This window comes from Leifsonia sp. ZF2019 (genome assembly GCF_019924635.1).
GTDB lineage: Bacteria > Actinomycetota > Actinomycetes > Actinomycetales > Microbacteriaceae > Leifsonia.
Genome location: NZ_CP065037.1, coordinates 4183540 through 4197538, shown reverse-complemented (window position 1 = coordinate 4197538; position 13999 = coordinate 4183540). Strand labels below are relative to the sequence as shown.

13 protein-coding genes and 1 riboswitch are annotated in these 13999 nt (G+C 71.9%); of the genes, 11 read left to right on the top strand and 2 right to left on the bottom strand.

All coding sequences use genetic code 11. The annotated features are described in order from the left end of the window. Positions 1–3 precede the first annotated feature (3 nt). The 6 genes from IT072_RS20480 to IT072_RS20455 all read left to right on the top strand — a co-directional run bounded on the left by IT072_RS20480 (position 4) and on the right by IT072_RS20455 (position 5813). Positions 4–1599, top strand: a complete 1596-nt coding sequence (locus IT072_RS20480; protein ID WP_223358697.1) for an amidohydrolase family protein — start codon at positions 4–6, stop codon at positions 1597–1599. After that, on the top strand, positions 1596–2228 hold the full coding sequence (locus IT072_RS20475) for a hypothetical protein (protein ID WP_223358696.1): 633 nt from the start codon (positions 1596–1598) through the stop codon (positions 2226–2228). Before IT072_RS20480 ends, IT072_RS20475 begins: the two co-directional genes overlap by 4 nt. 73 nt (positions 2229–2301) lie before the next feature. Then, a riboswitch (TPP riboswitch) is annotated at positions 2302–2393 on the top strand. Beyond that, positions 2385–3194, top strand: coding sequence for a hydroxyethylthiazole kinase (gene thiM / locus IT072_RS20470; RefSeq protein WP_223358694.1), 810 nt, complete (start codon positions 2385–2387; stop codon positions 3192–3194). (Overlaps the previous riboswitch by 9 nt.) Further along, entirely contained in the window at positions 3191–3838 is a 648-nt protein-coding gene (gene thiE, locus IT072_RS20465) for a thiamine phosphate synthase (RefSeq protein WP_223358692.1), read from the top strand. The genes thiM and thiE overlap by 4 nt, the downstream gene beginning before the upstream one ends. Continuing rightward, a complete protein-coding gene (locus tag IT072_RS20460) occupies positions 3835–5328 on the top strand; it encodes a bifunctional hydroxymethylpyrimidine kinase/phosphomethylpyrimidine kinase (protein ID WP_263282053.1) in 1494 nt (497 codons plus the stop codon). The genes thiE and IT072_RS20460 overlap by 4 nt, the downstream gene beginning before the upstream one ends. Continuing rightward, complete coding sequence (locus IT072_RS20455; RefSeq protein WP_223358689.1) at positions 5325–5813, top strand: PaaI family thioesterase; 489 nt, start codon at positions 5325–5327, stop codon at positions 5811–5813. Before IT072_RS20460 ends, IT072_RS20455 begins: the two co-directional genes overlap by 4 nt. On the opposite strand, the gene pdxR is transcribed toward IT072_RS20455, so the two are convergent. After that, positions 5779–7182, bottom strand: coding sequence for a MocR-like pyridoxine biosynthesis transcription factor PdxR (gene pdxR / locus IT072_RS20450; protein ID WP_223358687.1), 1404 nt, complete (start codon positions 7180–7182; stop codon positions 5779–5781). The two genes, IT072_RS20455 and pdxR, sit on opposite strands and share 35 nt — an antisense overlap. Before the next feature lie 89 nt (positions 7183–7271). On the opposite strand from pdxR, the gene IT072_RS20445 reads away from it, so the two are divergent. From IT072_RS20445 to IT072_RS20430, 4 genes are all read left to right on the top strand, one after another. Further along, the gene (locus tag IT072_RS20445; protein WP_223358685.1) at positions 7272–8111 is read left to right on the top strand and encodes an NAD-dependent epimerase/dehydratase family protein; all 840 of its coding nucleotides are present in this window, start codon (positions 7272–7274) and stop codon (positions 8109–8111) included. Continuing rightward, complete coding sequence (locus IT072_RS20440) at positions 8108–8395, top strand: hypothetical protein (protein ID WP_223358684.1); 288 nt, start codon at positions 8108–8110, stop codon at positions 8393–8395. The genes IT072_RS20445 and IT072_RS20440 overlap by 4 nt, the downstream gene beginning before the upstream one ends. Positions 8396–8460: 65 nt before the next feature. Next, complete coding sequence (locus IT072_RS20435) at positions 8461–9423, top strand: GlxA family transcriptional regulator (protein WP_223358683.1); 963 nt, start codon at positions 8461–8463, stop codon at positions 9421–9423. 48 nt (positions 9424–9471) lie between these two features. Beyond that, a complete protein-coding gene (locus tag IT072_RS20430) occupies positions 9472–10779 on the top strand; it encodes a DJ-1/PfpI family protein (protein WP_223358682.1) in 1308 nt (435 codons plus the stop codon). Positions 10780–10808: 29 nt separating this feature from the next. Here the strand turns inward: IT072_RS20430 and IT072_RS20425 are convergent, their stop codons facing one another. Further along, positions 10809–11450, bottom strand: a complete 642-nt coding sequence (locus IT072_RS20425) for a TetR/AcrR family transcriptional regulator (protein ID WP_223358681.1) — start codon at positions 11448–11450, stop codon at positions 10809–10811. Positions 11451–11504: 54 nt separating this feature from the next. On the opposite strand from IT072_RS20425, the gene IT072_RS20420 reads away from it, so the two are divergent. Next, on the top strand, positions 11505–13973 hold the full coding sequence (locus IT072_RS20420) for an alpha-L-rhamnosidase-related protein (RefSeq protein WP_223358679.1): 2469 nt from the start codon (positions 11505–11507) through the stop codon (positions 13971–13973). Positions 13974–13999 lie beyond the last annotated feature (26 nt).

The window sequence follows — 13999 nt, the reverse complement described above, 5'->3', positions numbered from 1 at the left end:
CCCATGACCTCGCACCCTGACGACCCTCGCGAGACGCCCGCCACGTCATCACGCCGAACGTTCCTCAAGACCACCGGCTTCATCGCACTGGGTCTCGGGGCCGCCGCGGCATCGGGTGGGCCTCTCCTGTCCACGTTGACGAGCGGGAACCTTCCGCCGCAGTCGCCGCACGCGACCGCGCCTGCGTTGCGGATCGACCACGTGACCATCGTGGATCCGCGCGACGGGAGCCGCCGCCCCGATATGTCCATCGAGACGCGCGGCGGCAGAATCGTGGCCACGACGGCCTTTCCCGGACCCGCGGTCTCCGGCATGCGGGTCGTGGACGGTGAAGGCAGGTACGCCGTGCCGGGCTACAACAACATGCACACCCACGTCCTGCAGGAGGAACGCTCTGAACTGTTCATGGCCACGATGCTGCGTGAGGGGACGACCGGGATGCGGCAGATGGCCGGCCCCGACGAGGTGCTCCGGCGCCGTGCGCAGAATCGGCTCTCGCTCGGGCCCCGAACGCCCGCTCTGCTGACGATGCCCGGGGCGATCCTGATGCCCTTCAACTCACCCACCGTCGGGAGGGTGCGCCGCGAGATCAGCCGTCAGAAGGCTCTCGGCGCCGACTTCATCAAACTCATCATGGTGGAGCGCGACGTGTTCTTCGCCGCGGTGAGCTGGGCGCACGCCCAGGGTTTGACGATCGGCGGCCACCTGCCGCCGTCGGTCAGTCCGGGTGAGGCGTCGGACGCCGGCTACGACTTCCTCGAACACCTCGGCACCAGTGCCAACATCTGGATCGAGACCTCGAGCGACCGCGCAGCGCTCCGGGCCGCGGCCGACACCTCTCTCGCGCTGCCGAACGCACTCGGCTACGTGCCGTTCGCCGAACAGCTCTTCGGGAGTCCCTTTGTCACCAAGCTGACCGCGACGACGCTGCTGAACCCCGCCCTGTCCGATCGGGCCGACAACATCCCGGTGCTCCAGCAGGCGCTGAACACCTTCGACGACGGCGCCGCGCGGGATCTCGCGCGAACCTTCCTGAAGAACAGCACCTGGCAGACGCCCACGCTCTCGCGACTGCGCACCGAGTACAGGATGGACGCCCCGGAGTACACGGACCACCCGTGGTTGAGGATGCTCTCACCACAGGTGAGGAAGGACTATCAGACCACTCGGACGAAGTTCCTCGATCTGCCCGCCCAGCGGCGAGACGCCTACCACCAGTACTACGACACCGCCGTGACGTTCGTCGGAATCCTCCACGCAGAAGGAGTGCCGATCATGACCGGAACGGACGGTCCGGGCGGCAATCCCGGGCAGGACCTGCGGTCCGAATTCCGGGAGCTGGCCTCCGCCGGCCTCGCGCCGCTCGACGTGCTGCGGGCGACCACGACCGTTCCGGCGAGCTTCCTCGGCCGTTCCGACCGCATGGGGGCCATCGACGCGGGGATGCGGGCCGATCTCCTCCTCCTCGACAACGACCCGCTCACGAGCGTGGAGAACCTCATGGACATCAGCGCCGTCGTGAACGGCGGGCATTACGCGACCGCCGCCGAGCTCGACCAGACGATCGACCGGCTGCTCGCATCCGAGGAGGACGCATGACGGCCCGCGTAACCCCGACGAAGGCTCCCGGCACCGCACGTGCTCGGTGGACCCGGGTGGCGGGCTGGGCCCTCATCGGAGTGGGCGTCGTCGTCTCATGGGCATGGTCGGCCGAGCTCGGCATCGCCGGCGAGCCCGTCGGGGCGGCCATCGCGGGTGCATCGACGATGCTCCTCTTCAGCGCGGGCATCCTCGTGATCGGGCGCGCATCCCCGCGGCGCGGGCGCATCGCGACGCGGGCATTCCGCATCGGCGCGCTCGCGGCCGCACTCGGAGCCATCGCTGCCGGGGTGATCCCCGTCGCTGTCGTCGGCGCGACCACCGGCACGGTGACAGCCGATGTCGTCTCCGGCAGAACCGGAGACGACTACCGCGTCTCCGGCACGGCCGTCGTCTCCAGCGACACGTATCACCAGACGAACATCGAGATCACGGTCCGGGCGACGGACCGCACCGCCCCGTACCTCGCCGCGACCGTCTCCTTCGCCGACGGAACGTCTCCGGTGACCTGCACGAACACCCGGCAGACCTGGATCCATGAACTCGCGACAGTGGGCCTTCACTGCGAGAGCTTCCTCCCGCGCACGACACTCGACGCCATCTCGGGAATCACGCTCTCTGAGCCGTAGGCGTCCCACGGAGGGGTAGCACGGGTCGTGCGCGCCTGCACCGCGGCGGCTCTTCCGATAGCGTGAGACCAACACACGTGACACGGGGTGCCCTGCGGGGCTGAGATCACACCCGTCGAACCTGCTCTAGTTCGTACTAGCGAAGGGATGTCGCGCATGACGCGCACGCCACGAAACCAGATCGAGTCCATCGTCTCTCTGCACGCGGAGGTGCGCACCCGCGCGCCGCTCGTGCAATGCATCACCAACGCCGTGGTGACGAACTTCACGGCCAACGTCCTGCTCGCCCTCGGCGCCGCCCCGGCCATGGTGGACATCCCGGGAGAGGCGGGCGTCTTCGCCGGGATCGCGTCGGGCGTGCTCGTCAACCTCGGCACTCCGAACGCGGAGCAGCGCGAAGCGATGCGGGAGGCGGCGTCGGCCGCCACCCACGCCGGCACCCCGTGGGTGCTCGACCCCGTCGCGATCGGCGCCCTGCCGGTTCGCACGGCGCTCGCCGCAGAATTGAAGACGGCACGCCCGACGGTCGTGCGGGGGAACGCCTCCGAGATCATCGCGTTCGACGGGGCGGGCGCGGGTGGTCGCGGCGTCGACGCGACGGACGTCGTCGAGGACGCGGCGTCCGCCGCCCGTCGGATCGCCCTCGCCACCGGCGGCGTGGTGGCGGTGTCGGGGCCGGTGGATCTCGTGACCGACGGCATCGACGAGTCGCGTCTGGGCAACGGGAATGCGCTGCTGACCCGGGTCACCGGAGGGGGGTGCGCGCTGGGTGCGGTGATGGCCGCGTTCGCGGGCGTGACGGCGGACCGGTTCGCCGCCACGGTCGCGGCGATCACGGTCTACAACGTCGCGGCAGAGCTCGCGGCCGAGCGCGCCGGAGGGCCCGGGACCTTCGCGTCCCTGTTCCTGGACGCGCTCGCGGGGGTCGACGCTGAGATCCTGCGTGCACGGGCGGTGGTCCGATGACGAGCGATCTCTCCCTCTACCTGGTCACCGATTCCGGCCTGGCCGCAGCGGCCGGTCACGATCTCGTCGAGCTGGTCCGAGCCGCCGCGGCCAACGGCGTGACGGCGGTGCAGCTCCGAGAGAAGGAGGCCACGGCCCGCGGGTTCCTCGACACGGTGCTGCGGGTCTCGGAGGCGATCCCGGATCGAGTCGCGCTGATCGTCAACGACCGGGTGGACGTGTTCCTCGCCGCCCGTGCTGCGGGAGCGCGGATCACGGGCGTCCATGTGGGGCAGTCCGATCTTCCGCCCGAGGCGGTGCGAGGGCTCATCGGCTCCGACGCCGTCCTCGGGCTGAGCGCCTCGACGCCGGAGCAATTGGCCGCGGCGTCCGACTCCGGCGTCGTCGACTACGTCGGCATCGGCGCGCTGCACGCGACCGCGACGAAACGCGACGCTCCGCCGCCGCTCGGTCACGAGGAGTTCGCCCGGCTGGTCGCCCTGAGCGCGCTCCCGGCGGTCGCGATCGGAGGGGTGCACGCGGCCGATCTGGGAGCGCTGCGCCGGGCGGGCGCCGCCGGCGCGGCGGTCGTGTCGGCGATCTGCGGGTCCGCCGACCCCGGACAGGCGGCCCGCGAGCTGCGCACGGCATGGGATGCCGCATGAGCCGGCAGCGTGTCGTACCGCGAGTGCTGAGCATCGCCGGCACCGACCCCACCGGCGGCGCCGGCATCCAGGCGGATCTGAAGAGCATCGCCGCGAACGGCGGTTACGGCATGGCGGTCGTCACAGCGCTCGTCGCCCAGAACACCCACGGCGTCCGTGCCGTCCATGTGCCTCCCCCGGCGTTCCTCGCCCAGCAACTCGATGCCGTCTCCGACGACGTGGAGATCGACGCGGTCAAGATCGGAATGCTCGGCACCGCCGAGGTGATCGGGGTGGTCGCCGATTGGCTCGACCGGGTGCGGCCTCCTCTGGTCGTGCTCGACCCCGTGGCGGTCGCCACCAGCGGCGACCGCCTCCTCGACGCCGATGCGGAGGACGCGCTGCGTCGACTCGTCTCGCAGGTGGACCTGGTGACACCGAACGTCCCCGAGCTCGCGGTCCTCGCGGAGTCGACCGTCGCCGTCTCCTGGGAGGAGGCGCTTGCGCAGGCGGGTCGGGTCGCCGCTCGGCACGGTGTTCGGGTGCTCGCCAAGGGCGGACACCTGACAGGGGAGCACCTCCCCGATGCGCTCGTCGAGGCCGTCGACGGCGCTGTCTCGGTGACCGAGTTCCCGGGGCTGCGCATCGCCACGCGCAACACGCACGGCACAGGGTGCTCGCTGTCCTCCGCGGTCGCGACCCGGGTCGCCGCCACGGGGGACTGGGTGCGAGCCGCGGCGGAATCCAAGCAGTGGCTCGCCGAGAGCATTCGTCACGGGTCCGAGCTCGAGGTGGGCACCGGCAATGGGCCGATCAGCCACTTCGCCGGTCTCTGGCGTCGAGGGGGCACCACGACGGCCCCGACGGCGGAGGACGTCGAGAGCGCCTGGTGGAACGAGATCGGCGCCCTCCGCGCCGACATCGACGACCTGCCGTTCGTGCGCGGGCTCGGCGACGGGACCCTGCCCCGCGACGAGTTCCTGGGGTATCTGGCCCAGGACGCCCTCTACCTGCGCGACTACGCCCGGGTGCTCGCCCATGCCGCACGCCTCGCGCCGGCCTCGGACGAGCTCGTGTTCTGGGCCGACAGCGCGCAGGGGGCGATCGCGGGAGAGCTGCAGCTCCACGAGAGCTGGCTGACTGAGGAAGCACTGCGAGCCGTGGAGCCGGACCCGGTGACGACGGCCTACCTGAACCACCTGCTCGCGACGGCGGCCCGAGGGGACTACCGGGTGCTCGCTGCGGCGCTCCTCCCGTGCTTCTGGATCTATCAGGACGTCGGGGAGCGCCTGCACGCTCTCTCGCACGAGCGGCACCCGTACCGGTCGTGGCTCGACACCTATGCCGAACCCGCATTCGCTGACGCCACCCGGCGGGCGATCGGCATCGTCACAGAACTCGCCGCGACCTCCGACGAGGCGACACGGCGCGCGATGGGGCTCGCGTTCCGCGAGTCCGCCGCGCACGAGCGGGCGTTCTTCGCCGCACGCCGAGGGGCGCCGCGGGCATGACGCGCGACTGCGACGGTGATCTGCCGGTGCTCGCCTTCCTGCAGCGCGCGATCGACGGGACCCTGTCGCCCGACGACACCACCCACCTGACGTACCCCACCCCCATCTCGCGTCTGCTCGGGTTCGAGCTGGTCGGGGTGTCCGAGCGTGCCGCTGAGGTCCGGTTCGTCGCCGACGTGTCGCGACACGGGAACCAGCAGGGGACACTCCACGGCGGGATGCTGTGCGAGCTGGCGGATGCGGCGATGGGGACCGCGCACTCGACGGCGATCGTCGCCGGCGAATCGTTCACGAGCCTCGATCTGGACGCGCGGTTCCTCCGCCCCGTCTGGTCCGGGCCGCTCATCGCGCGAGCCCGGTGCACGCACGCCGGACGGACCATCAGTCACTATGCGTGCGACGTCCTCCGTGAGGACGGGAAGCCGGTGGCCTCCTTCACGAGCGCGATCCTCACCCTGCGTGGTGACGCGGCGACGGGGCGATGACCCGGGCTGCATCGGAGCCGGACGCCTCCCGCAGCCACCGCGCGAAAGCGTGGATGGCGGCGTCGAACTGGGAGCGGGGCGGTGTCGCGAACCCGACGACCGCCGACGGCGGGTGGTCGTCGGTCCGGGAATACCGGCCGAGCGTGTGGAGCATCGCATCGCCCGCGCGAAGGGTGCCGCCCTCGTCACCGTGTGACCGGGGAGGAAGGGGGACGATCGCCTGCAGGCCGGCGGAGATGCCGGTGGCGGTCGACCCGGCCTGGGCCAGCACCTGATCGAGGAGGACGCGACGCCGCGCGTACTCGCGCCGCTGGCGGCGGATATGGCGCTCGTAGTCTCCGCTTCGGATCAGCTCGGCCAGCGCGAGCTGATCCAGCTCCGGCACCCCGCCGGTCAGCGCCAGGGTCGTCGCCGCGACCGGCCCGACGAGATCCGGAGGAAGTACCATCCAGCCGAGCCGGAGTCGCGGGTCGAGTGATTTGCTCGTACTGCCGATGTAGATCACCCGGTCCGGCGCGGAGCGCTGCAGCGCGGCCACGGGGCGGCGATCGAAGCGGAACTCGCCGTCGTAGTCGTCCTCGATGACGACGGAACGCGAGGCAGCCGCCCACGAGAGCACGTCGCGCCGCCGCGCGGCGCTGAGAACGACGCCGAGCGGGAACTGATGCGCCGGAGTCAGGACGGCGGCATCGATCGAGGAGTCGAGCAGATCGACGCGGGCGCCGGCCGCATCCACCGGCAGGTCGACGGTCTGCACACCCGCCCAGCGCCAAGCCGTGTCCAGCGCGGGAAGCGCCGGATCCTCGATCGCGACCCTCTCGGCTCCCTGTCCGCGCAGCGCTACCGCCAGCACGTTCGTCGCGGAACGGTAACCGGCGCAGACGACGACCGAGTCCGGCGTCGTCTCGACGCCGCGGGCCCGCGCGAGGTAGGCGGCGAGCTGAGCCCGAAGCTCCAGGCTGCCGCGCGCGTCCTCGTCGGCCCCCGTCGGCGTCCATCCCGCTGCCGCCCGGCGAAGCGCGGCGCTCCATCGCGCGAGCGGGAAGGAGCCGGCCTCGGGCCGGCCGGGGCGCAGGTCCCACCGCATCGTCGGCTCGACAGGAGCGACGCGGGCTGCGTCCGACGCGCCGGGTGCGCGGGCCACGAACGTTCCCGCGCGTTCCCGCGTGACGAGTACCCCGTCGGCCACCAGATCGTCGATCGCGGCGGTGACCGTCCCGCGGGCAACGCCGAGCTCGGTCGCGAGCTCCCGGGTGCCCGGCACACGGCTGCCGACCGGGAGCTGCCCGAGGGCGACGCTCCGCCGCAGCGCCGTCTCCACCGCACGACGTTTCGCAATCGACGGATCGAGCGAGAGGAAGAGGTCCACTGGACCACAATACTGGGCGCCTTCTGGCCCTCTTGTCTGATCCAGGTCGTGCCTAGCATCGAGGGCGTAGCCCGAAAGAAGGAGGGAACATGAAGCTTTTCGTCGCCGGAGCCTCCGGAGTGCTCGGACGTGCGTTTCTCCCACTCGCGCTCGCCGCCGGTCACGAGGTGGTCGGAATGACGAGGTCCGAGCGCGGTGAGGAGGTGATCCGCTCGCTCGGCGCGACCCCGGTGGTCGCCGACGCGCTGGACCCGGTCGCGGTGACGGGGGCGGTGTCGTCCGCACGGCCCGACGCGATCGTCGATCTCCTCACCGACCTCGCCTCCGGCGACTCGGCGAGCAACGCGCGGCTCCGCGTCGAGGGGACGCGGAACCTCGTGGACGCCGCGCACGCCTTGCGCGTGGAGACGATGATCGCCGAGAGCATCTCGTGGATCTATCCGTCGGGTGCCGAGGCCGCCGATGAGGACACACCGCTCGACCTGAACGCCGCCGAGCCCCGCGGTACGACCGTCCACGCGGTCGCAGCGCTCGAGGATGCGGTGCGTGAGCTCCCGCACGCCGTCGTCCTGCGCTTCGGCCTGTTGTACGGGCCCGGAACCTGGTATGCGGCCGACGGCCGATACGGCGACGCCGCGCGCGCGGGGAGCCTGCCGGCGACCGAGACCGCCGCGTCGTTCATCCACGTGGACGACGCCGCTCGTGCGGCGCTGCTCGCTCTGGAGTGGCCGAGCGGGACATGGAACATCGTGGACGACGAACCGGCGGCCGGCATCGAGTGGACGCCTGTCTTCGCGGCATCCGTCGACGGTCCTGCACCGCAACGCCGCGAGAGCGGCGACGTCAGCCGGCCGGTCAGCAACGCGCGCGCGAAAGGGCAGGGACTCGTGCTGCGCCATCCGAGTTGGAGAGCGGGATTCCTGCAGTGACGCGAACGGCCTTCCGACCCGGCACCTGGAGGCAAGGGGTCGCCACCTTCTCGGGGGTGCTTCCGGTCAGCATCGTCCTCAATCTCGTACTCGCGCCCTTTCTCAGCGGCCTCCTGCCGCGCGCCGCCGTCGTGGTGGTCGACGCCGCGATCCTCGTCGCCGCACTGAACTGGCTCGTCCTGCCGGCGATCCAGTGGGCGACGAACGGCTGGGCCACACGGCCGCGGCGCGGCGGGGAGGCCGACGCGAGGTCTCGGCCGGGCAGCACGAACGGGTTGACCTGATCCGTCCGCTTTGCTGCCTCGTCCCGGCCTCCCGAGCGGGATCGCGCCGCCCTAGCCTGGGTCCTGTGGAAGTCCTGTTCATCGCCCTCCCCGACCTCAACCTGCTCGATCTGTCCGGCCCGGCGCAGGTCTTCTCGGCCGCTTCGGCGCTCGGGGCTGACTACCGGCTCCGTTGGGTCGGAGAGGCGAGTCGCGTCGTGAGTGCTCAGGGATTGGCGCTCGACGGATTGGAGCCGCTGGCCGAGGCCGCCGCCGACGAGAACACGCTGGTGGTCGTGCCGGGCGTGGACCTCGGCACCGTCCTCCGGCGAGCGGGATCGGCGGGGCTCGTCGCGCCGGAGGTTCTCGAGTGGACGCGGCGTGCCCATGCCGCCGGGGCCCGGCTGGCGTCGGTCTGCACCGGCGCTGTCGTGCTGGGCGACGCCGGCCTGCTCGACGGGCGCCGGTGCACGACCCACTGGAGCGCGGTCGCCGCGATGCGTGAGCGGTATCCCGAAGCGCGCGTACTCGATGACGTGCTGTTCGTGCACGACGGATCCGTGAGCACGAGCGCTGGAATTGCCTCGGGCATCGACCTCGCGCTCGCGTTGGTCGAGGCCGACCGCGGGCCGGCGTTCGCCGCATCCGTCGCTCGCGAACTCGTGGTGTACACCCGTCGGAACGGCTCGTCCGCCCCGACCAGCCCGTTCCTCGCCCATCGCGACCATCTGGACCCGGTTGTGCACGCGGTGCAGGACACGCTCGCCTCCGACCTGGCGGGCGATCATCCGCTCGCAGAGCTCGCCGCGCGAGCGCATCTCTCCCCGCGCGGGCTCAGTCGGGCATTCGTCGCGGCGACGGGGCTCACGCCCGCCCAATACCACACCGAGCTTCGACTCGGGCATGCCCGAACCCTCCTGCGGGCCTCGACGCTGACGATCGAGGAGATCGCTCGGGCCTGCGGATACGCCGACCCCCGGCACTTCCGGCGGATGTTCGGCACGCACGAAGGTGTCTCGCCGTCGGCCTATCGATTGACCGCGGCCTGAACCCGGTCCCTTCACCCTCGAACATCCCCCGACTTCTGGAGTACCCCCATGCCGAAAACCGTCTCCACCGTGCTGACCGCCGTGATCGGCGTCGTGTCGGCTGTCGTGACGCTCGCCGCCCTCCTCGGCGGTGGATTCGCCGTGACGATGGCACGCGACTTCTCCGTGCCGGCTGGTGCGGAGGCGGCGGCAGCGCGCCTTTCTCACTCGGCGCCTGCCGTGGCCCACGACCGCATCCCCGTCGCCGTCCTCCTCGGCGCGAACGGATCGGTTGCGACGGACGTGCTCGGACCATACGAGGTGCTCGCTCGGTCGCCGCGATTCCACGTCTACACCGTCTCGGTGCGGCGCGAGCCGGTCGCGCTGTCCGGCGGCCTGGCGACGCTCCCGGACTACTCCGCCAGCGACGTCCTCTCCGGCATCGCCCCCGAGCCGGCGGTGGTCGTGGTCCCGGCGATGGCAGACCCGGAGGGGCTCGACGAGGCGCCTTTGCGTGCCCTGGTCGAGCGGACCGCTCGGCGAGGGAACGCCGTGCTGGGCGTGTGCGCAGGCGCACGCGTGCTCGCAGCGACGGATGTGCTCGACGGAAAGCGAGCGACGTCGTTCTGGTCAGACCTCCCGGGACTGCGGTCGTCGAACCCCCGGACAACCTGGGAGGAGGGCGTGCGCTGGGTGCAGGACGGCATGGTGCTCACCACGGCGGGGGTGAGTTCGGGCATTGCGGGGGCACTCCACCTGGTTGAGCGCTACACCGGCGCGGCCGAAGCGACGAGGATCGCTGCGGAGATCGGCTATCCGGCCTGGAGACCGGGACCGGCTGAGACTATGCCTGTCAACACGATCACGCTCGCCGACTTCCCCTATCCGATGGCCGCGACGTTGCCCTGGTTCCAGCCGACTTACGGGCTGATGCTGAGCGACGGCGTGGACGAGATCGGCGTCGCTGCAACGGCGGAGCTCTACGGCGGTGCGGCGTTCCTCGCGCACGTCCTGCCCGTCGCCGACGGTGACACGGTCCGCACGGCGCACGGTCTCACTCTGCTGACGACCCCTCGGGACCAGGCGGGCACGCTCGACCGCGAGATCGTGCCGGGCGCCCAGAAGCCGGGGGAGTCGGCATTCGAGCCGGTGCTGAGGGATATCTCACGCGAGGCAGGCGAGCATGTCGCGCGCACGGCGGCGAAGTACATCGAGTATCCGGTGGGCGTGCTCCCGTCGGGAGGTAGCTTCCCGGCACGACTCGTGGTCCTCGGGTGCAGTGTCGTCCTCGTGGCGATCGGCGTGGGGATGATCCCCTGGTTGCTGCGACGATCGCGTCGTCGGGCCGTTCGCGGCCGCCGCCTGTCGAGTGTCTGACTCCGGGTCCGGCCGGCGCGACCGCGGGGTCAGGCGCGGGGGCGCAGGGTCTCGGCGAGTCCTTCGGCGAACTGCTCGGTGACGGCCACGATGTCGATGTCGTCGGGGTCGAGCAGCCACTGGGTGTTGAGTCCGTCGATGACCGCGATGACCTCGGCGGCTTTGAGCGCGGGATCGATGCCGGGCTCGAAGACGCCCGTGCGCTGGCCCTCGGCGATGAGTCCCGCGACGATCCGGCGCAGGCGGCGGTACCGCGTGACGAAGTGGTCATGGGCGACCGCATCGCGCGAGAGGTTCTCGGCGACCAGGACGGCGAAGAGGCGCACCAGGTTCGGTTCGGCCGCGTTGCGACGTGCGGAGTCGGGGAGGGCGTCGATGGCGTCGAAGCCGCCGATCGCGGCGAGCTCCTCGGCGAAGGCGACGGCGGCCCCGTCCCGGTCGTCGATGACCGCGTCGAGCAGGGCGGGCTTGCTGCCGAAGTAGTAGAGCAGCGCCTGCTGCGTGACGCCCACTCGCTGGGCGATGTCCGCGATGCTCGTGTCGCGGTAGCCGTTCTCGGCGAAGAGCTCGCTCGCGACGTGGACCAGCTCGTCGCGGCGGGAGTCGCCGCGTACGGTCCCGCGGTGGCGGCCCCGGCGAGAGGACGGCGCCTTCTGGGTGCTCTCGGTCATCTCCCCATTGTGCCCGGCTTGCATTTGACTTACCACTCGGTAAAAATAGCTGCCATGTCATCGACGACCTGGCCGGACGCATGGACCGGACGCTGGATCTGGTCCGACCGCCCCGCGCTGGCGGGTCCGAGTCGCGAGCACCCCTACGGCGCCGCCGACCCCGCACGCTTCGACACGCGCGTGCTCTTCCGCCGCACCCTGCAGCTGGACACCGCTCCCCGGACGGCCCGGCTGCGGATCACCGCCGATTCCGACTACCGGCTCTTCGTCAACGGACGCGAGCTCGGCTCCGGGCCGATCCGGCACGCGCCGCGCCACATCGAGTACGACGAGTACCGCCTCGACGGTGCGCTCGTCGCCGGTGAGAACGTGGTGGCCGTGATCGGCCGGTTCCGCGGCTTCCCCTCGCCGTGGTGGGAACCCTCCCCCACCAGCTACACGCTCGGCGGCGGGAGCCTGGCGGCCGAGATCGCCCTCGACGGCACGATCGTCGGGACCGACGAGAGCTGGCGTGTGCAGGAGGCGGCCGCGTGGACGCCCACCGCACCGGCCGGGTTCCTCGTCACGCAGCCGGAGGAGCTGCTCGACGCGCGGCAACTCGACGCCGACTGGGCACAACGCGGATACGACGACGGCGACTGGCAGCCGGCGACGGTGCTGCGGGAGCACTCCATCGTCGGACCGGCGGGGCGCACGACCCCGGGTGGCGAGCCCTGGGGCGCGCCGCGGAGGCGCCCTGTCGCTCCCCTGACCGGCGGACGCCGCCTCCCGGCCGCCCTCGCGATCGCCGACGGCGGCCCGACGGCCTGGGACGGCTCGGCTCTCGACCCCGCCCGCGCGCTGCTCGCCGACCTGCTCGCGACGTCGCCGGCCGTACCCGCCGGGGCACCGGGTGACCTCGCGCAGCCGGTCGACATCCCGGGCGGCCGGCGCCTCCTCGTCGTCGACTTCGGCGCGATCGTGAGCGGGAGGCTGGAGCTGCGCGTCGACGCGCCCGCCGGGACCACGGTCGCCGCGGCTCTGCTCGAGGCACCGACGGCCGCAGCCCTCGACTCCGCCGCCGTGCTCGGCTATATCGCCCGCGGCGCCGACGATCGCTTTCTCTCCTGGGAACGCATCGGCGGGCGCTGGCTGGTGCTGCTCGTGGACGCCGCGACGGACTGGCGGCTGGAGGAGGTCTCGGTGCTCGAGCGCCTCCGCCCGCGTGAGGCGGTCGAGCCGTTCCGATCGGACGATCCGCGCCTCGACCGCATCTACGACGTCGCTCTGCGCACGGCCGACCTGAGCTCGCACGATGCCTACGTCGACTGCCCGACGCGCGAGCAGCGCGCCTGGACGGGCGACTCCGTCGTGCACCAGTCCGTCGACTTCGCGGCCAACCTCGACTGGAGCCTCCCCCGCTGGAGCCCCCGGCTGCTGGCCCAGCCGCGCCCGGACGGCATCCTCCCGATGGTCGCGGCAGGGGACTTCGCGACGCCGGCGGTGCCGACCATCCCCGACTGGTCGCTGCACTGGATCCGCCAGGTGCACCGCCTCCACGACTACACCGGCGACCGGGAGGCCGTGGCAGAGCTCATGCCGGTGGCCGAGAACGTGCTGCGCTGGTTCGATCGGTTCGTGGGCGACGACGGCCTCGTGGCCGAGGTGCCCGGGTGGGTGCTCATCGACTGGTCCCCGGTCCAGGTGACCGGCCGGAGCGCGGCCCTGAACGCACTGCTGGCCCGCGCCTTCCGCGATGTCGCGGAGCTCGCCGAGGCCCTCGGCGACAGTGGCAGGGCGGCCTGGGCCCGTGCCAGGCACGCCTCGATCGCCGACGGCTTCGAGGCCTTCTGGGACGAGGAGCGCGGGGCCTACCGCGACACCATCGTCGACGGCGAGCGCGGCCGCTCCGTCAGCGAGCACACCGCGGCGGCCGCGGTCTGTGCGGGCATCGTGCCCGACCGTCGCCGCGCCGCGGTGCGGCGGCTCCTGCTCGACCGTGCAGCCGTCTTCACCCGCAGTCCGCTGGCCGATCACGGCGCGGACGCCCTCGGGCCGGTCGCCGGCACGCCCGTCTCGGTGCGGGACGCCCCCGACTGGGACACCGAGCGTCTGACCGTCGGCGCGCAGCCCTTCTTCCGCCCGATCGTTCACGAGGCCCTCGACCTGCTCGGCGAGACCGACAGGCTGCCCGACCTACTGCTCGACTGGGACGCGCTGCTCGACGACGCACCGACCGCCTTCCGCGAGTGCTGGGAGGGTGGATCGTACTGTCACGGCTGGAGCGCCACCCCCGCCCGGGATCTGATCGTCTTCACCCTCGGCATCCGTCCGGCCGAGCCCGGCTGCACGCGGATGCGGATCGCCCCGCGGCCCGGTCGTCTCACCAACGCATCCGGCGCCGCCGCCACCCCGTTCGGCCCCGTCCACGTCACGGTGGCGGGCGACCGGGTCGAGATCGTCTCTCCCGTGCCGTTCACCTTCGTGGACCGCGACGGCCGGGAGAGCGAGCACCACGCGGGAGCCGCGACGACGCGGCTCTGACCCCTGTGCGCACCCCCGTGCGCCGA

Bases quoted from the DNA above. Each gene is read 5' to 3' on its own strand.
- IT072_RS20475 (WP_223358696.1), top strand. From the start codon at position 1,596: ATGACGGCCCGCGTAACCCCGACGAAGGCTCCCGGCACCGCACGTGCT.
- IT072_RS20460 (WP_263282053.1), top strand. From the start codon at position 3,835: ATGAGCCGGCAGCGTGTCGTACCGCGAGTGCTGAGCATCGCCGGCACC.
- IT072_RS20455 (WP_223358689.1), top strand. From the start codon at position 5,325: ATGACGCGCGACTGCGACGGTGATCTGCCGGTGCTCGCCTTCCTGCAG.
- IT072_RS20480 (WP_223358697.1), top strand. From the start codon at position 4: ATGACCTCGCACCCTGACGACCCTCGCGAGACGCCCGCCACGTCATCA.
- IT072_RS20445 (WP_223358685.1), top strand. From the start codon at position 7,272: ATGAAGCTTTTCGTCGCCGGAGCCTCCGGAGTGCTCGGACGTGCGTTT.
- IT072_RS20420 (WP_223358679.1), top strand. From the start codon at position 11,505: ATGTCATCGACGACCTGGCCGGACGCATGGACCGGACGCTGGATCTGG.
- IT072_RS20430 (WP_223358682.1), top strand. From the start codon at position 9,472: ATGCCGAAAACCGTCTCCACCGTGCTGACCGCCGTGATCGGCGTCGTG.
- thiM (WP_223358694.1), top strand. From the start codon at position 2,385: ATGACGCGCACGCCACGAAACCAGATCGAGTCCATCGTCTCTCTGCAC.
- IT072_RS20425 (WP_223358681.1), bottom strand. From the start codon at position 11,450: ATGACCGAGAGCACCCAGAAGGCGCCGTCCTCTCGCCGGGGCCGCCAC.
- thiE (WP_223358692.1), top strand. From the start codon at position 3,191: ATGACGAGCGATCTCTCCCTCTACCTGGTCACCGATTCCGGCCTGGCC.